Source organism: Streptomyces sp. CO7 (assembly GCF_053474865.1).
The window spans coordinates 1,516,638-1,519,595 of sequence record NZ_JBRIOU010000002.1 but is presented as its reverse complement, the minus strand read 5'-3'; the positions used below and the strand labels follow the sequence as shown (position 1 = coordinate 1,519,595).

General features: G+C 75.2%; 3 protein-coding genes. All 3 read left to right on the top strand.

Annotation, left to right across the window (positions count from 1 at the left end):
- The first annotated feature begins 236 nt into the window (after positions 1 to 236).
- A complete protein-coding gene (locus ACOV8S_RS08955; RefSeq protein ID WP_448317404.1) occupies positions 237 to 647 on the top strand; it encodes a VOC family protein in 411 nt (136 codons plus the stop codon).
- 143 nt (positions 648 to 790) lie between these two features.
- Positions 791 to 1,249: an iron chaperone gene (locus ACOV8S_RS08950; RefSeq protein ID WP_448317172.1), complete on the top strand. Its 459-nt coding sequence runs from the start codon at positions 791 to 793 to the stop codon at positions 1,247 to 1,249.
- A gap of 330 nt (positions 1,250 to 1,579) precedes the next feature.
- Positions 1,580 to 2,872 carry an ergothioneine biosynthesis glutamate--cysteine ligase EgtA gene (gene egtA, locus ACOV8S_RS08945; protein ID WP_448317171.1) on the top strand — a complete coding sequence of 431 codons (1,293 nt, stop codon included), beginning with the start codon at positions 1,580 to 1,582 and terminating at the stop codon, positions 2,870 to 2,872.
- Positions 2,873 to 2,958: the final 86 nt, after the last annotated feature.

The following is a 2,958-nucleotide window of genomic DNA, read 5'->3' as shown; positions in this document are numbered from 1 at the left end:
AGCCGACACAGCTCCGGGCCGCCCCCGGCACCACCGGGCAGCCCCGCGACGCCGCCGGGCGCGCGCCGCACGGCGCGGGTGCCCGCCCCGGCGCCGCCGCCCCGGCGGGCACCGGCCCCCGGGCGGGCGCCGTCCGGGCTTCGCCGGCCACCTGGCGGAGGGCCGCCCGCGTCGCCGGGCCGAGCATGATCGGCGAACAACGGGCGGCGCGGGTCCGGCCGTTCTACGGTGACGGCATGGACCTCAGCATCAACACCGCGTCGCTCCCGCACGACGACCCCGAAGCCTCCCTGGCCTTCTACCGCGACCTCCTCGGGTTCGAGGTCCGCGGAGACGTCGGGGAGGGCAGGATGCGCTGGATCACCGTCGGTCCCCCCGGACAGCCGGAGACCTCCGTCCTGCTGGCTCCCCCCGGCGCGGATCCCGGCGTCACGGACGCCGAACGGCGCACCATCGCCGAGATGATGGCCAAGGGCACCTTCGGCTGGATCCTGCTGGCCACCCGTCAGCTCGACGCGGTCTTCGACAAGGTCAGGGCGGGCGGCGGTGAGGTCGTGCAGGAGCCGACGGAGCAGCCCTACGGGATGCGCGACTGCGCCTTCCGCGACCCCGCGGGCAACCTGATCCGGGTGAAGGAGATCCGCTGAGCAGACCGGTCGGGACCGGTCGGGACCGGTCAGTTTTCGAGAAGCCACCGCACCCCTCGCCCGCCTAGCGTGAGGAACACAGGCGGCACGGAGGAACCGGAACACCCGGTGGTCCCGGCGAGGCGGCCATAGAGGGGAACACGATGAACAGCACCCGAGCGGCGGGCACGGTGGACGAGGCGCAGGAAGGTTTCACGGCGGAGGAGATCGCCGCGATGAAGGAGCGCGCCAAGGAGGTCCGCAAGGTCTCGCGCCGCGGCGGCGCCAAGGCCGACCCCGAGCCCGAGGTCCTCGCGAAGATCGCGGAGATGGACGAGGCCGACCGGCTCCTCGCCACCCGCGTCCACGAGATCGTCCGTGAGGCCGCCCCGGAACTCGCACCCCGGCTCTGGTACGGCATGCCCGCGTACTCCAAGGGCGGCAAGGTGCTCTGTTTCTTCAAGGCCGCGGGGAAGTTCGACACGCGCTACGCCGAGTTCGGGTTCAGCGAGGTGGCCGCCCTGGACGACGGCGCGTTCTGGCCGACCGCCTACGCCCTGACGAAGCTCACGGACGAGCTCGAGGCGCGGCTCGCCGAACTCGTCCGCAGGGCCGCGGACTGACGGCGGCGTCATGGACCGACAGCCGCGTCACCGGCTGTCCGCCGCTTCGCGGGAGGGCCGGGCCGGCAGGGGGTGACCCCCGGGGCCCGGCCCTCCCGCGTGTCCGGGGCTCCCCCGCCCGACACGCACGCGCCCGGCACGTCTCCGCCTGGCGTGACCCTCGCCGGGCATCCCACGATCGCGCGCCGCTTCTTGCTGTTAGCGGGCGTGCCGTCATCCGTGCCCGCTTCCGCCCCCTTGGCTCCCGAGGTGCGCCCTTGTGTCCTTCCGTGTCAGGGTCTTGGGTGGGAAGCCAGCGGCGTCGACTCTCTCAGGAGGGAGAACCCCGGCATGTCCGAGGCGACAGGGACGGCGGCGGCACGGTCCGGAGAGGTACTGTCCGAGGCCGGCGCCGAGGCGCTGGTCCACGGCATCTGCTTCAAGACCGGCCCGCCCCGACTGCTCGGCGTGGAGCTGGAATGGCTGGTCCACGACCTGGAGGACCCACGTACCACCGTCACCGACGAGCGGTTGGAGGCGGCGCACGCGGCGCTTCCCGGACTGCCGGTGCGCTCGCTCCTGACCGCGGAGCCGGGCGGTCAGATCGAGCTGAGCTCCCGGCCCGCGGCCTCGCTGACCGAGTGCGTGGAGACCATGCGTGCCGATCTCGCGACGGTACGGTCCATGCTGCGCGAGCAGGGGCTGACCCTGGCGGGCATGGGGCTGGACCCCTGGCAGGCGCCCCGCCGTTTCCTGCGGGAGCCCCGGTACGACGCGATGGAGCGCAGCCTGGACCGCGCGGGTCCGGCCGGCCGGACCATGATGTGCACCTCGGCCTCGGTCCAGGTCAACCTGGACGCGGGGTACGAGGAGCCGGGCCCGCTGGGGCACGTGCGGCGCTGGCGGATGTCGCACCTGCTGGGCGCGGTGCTGCTGGCGGCCTTCGCCCACTCCCCCGTCGCCGAGCGGCGCGCCACCGGCTGGCGTTCCACCCGGCAGCTGCGGTGGGCGGAGATCGGCGCGGAGCGCGCCGGTGCTCCCCCGCTGGACGCGGAGCCCCGCGCGGCCTGGACGCGGCACGCGCTGGACGCGGAGCTGATGTGCCGCCGCCGGACCGTCGGCCCGTGGGAGGTGCCCGACGGAACGACCTTCCGCGACTGGCTGCGCCGGGGCGCGGCGAGCGGGCAGGGGCCGCGGCGGGAGGACCTCGAGTACCACCTGACCACGCTGTTCCCGCCGGTGCGGCCCCGCGGCTTCCTTGAGCTGCGGATGCTCGACGCCCAGCCGGGCGACGACGGCTGGATCGTGCCGCTCGCGGTCGCGGCGGCGCTGTTCGACGACCTGGCCGCCACCGAGACCGCCTTCCGGGCCGTGAAGCCGCTCGCCGAGCGGTGCGGGCCGCTGCCCGCGCCGCACAATCCGCTGTGGACCGGCGCGGCCCGGCACGCCCTGGCCGACCCGGAGCTGCGGGAGGCCGCCGCCGTCTGTTTCGCGGCCGCGCTGGAGGCGCTGCCCCGGCTGGGGGCGGGCGCCGAGGTGGTCGACGCGGTCGGGGAGTTCACCGAGCGGTACGTCGCCCGCGGGCGGTGTCCGGCCGACGACCTGCTGGACGCCCTGCGGCAGGGGAAGGAGCTCTCCTCATGACCGACGGCACGAGCGACGGCACAACCGGCGGCACGGCCGACGCCACGCCCGCCCCCCGCGGCACGGCCGGCGCCACGCCCCCCGGC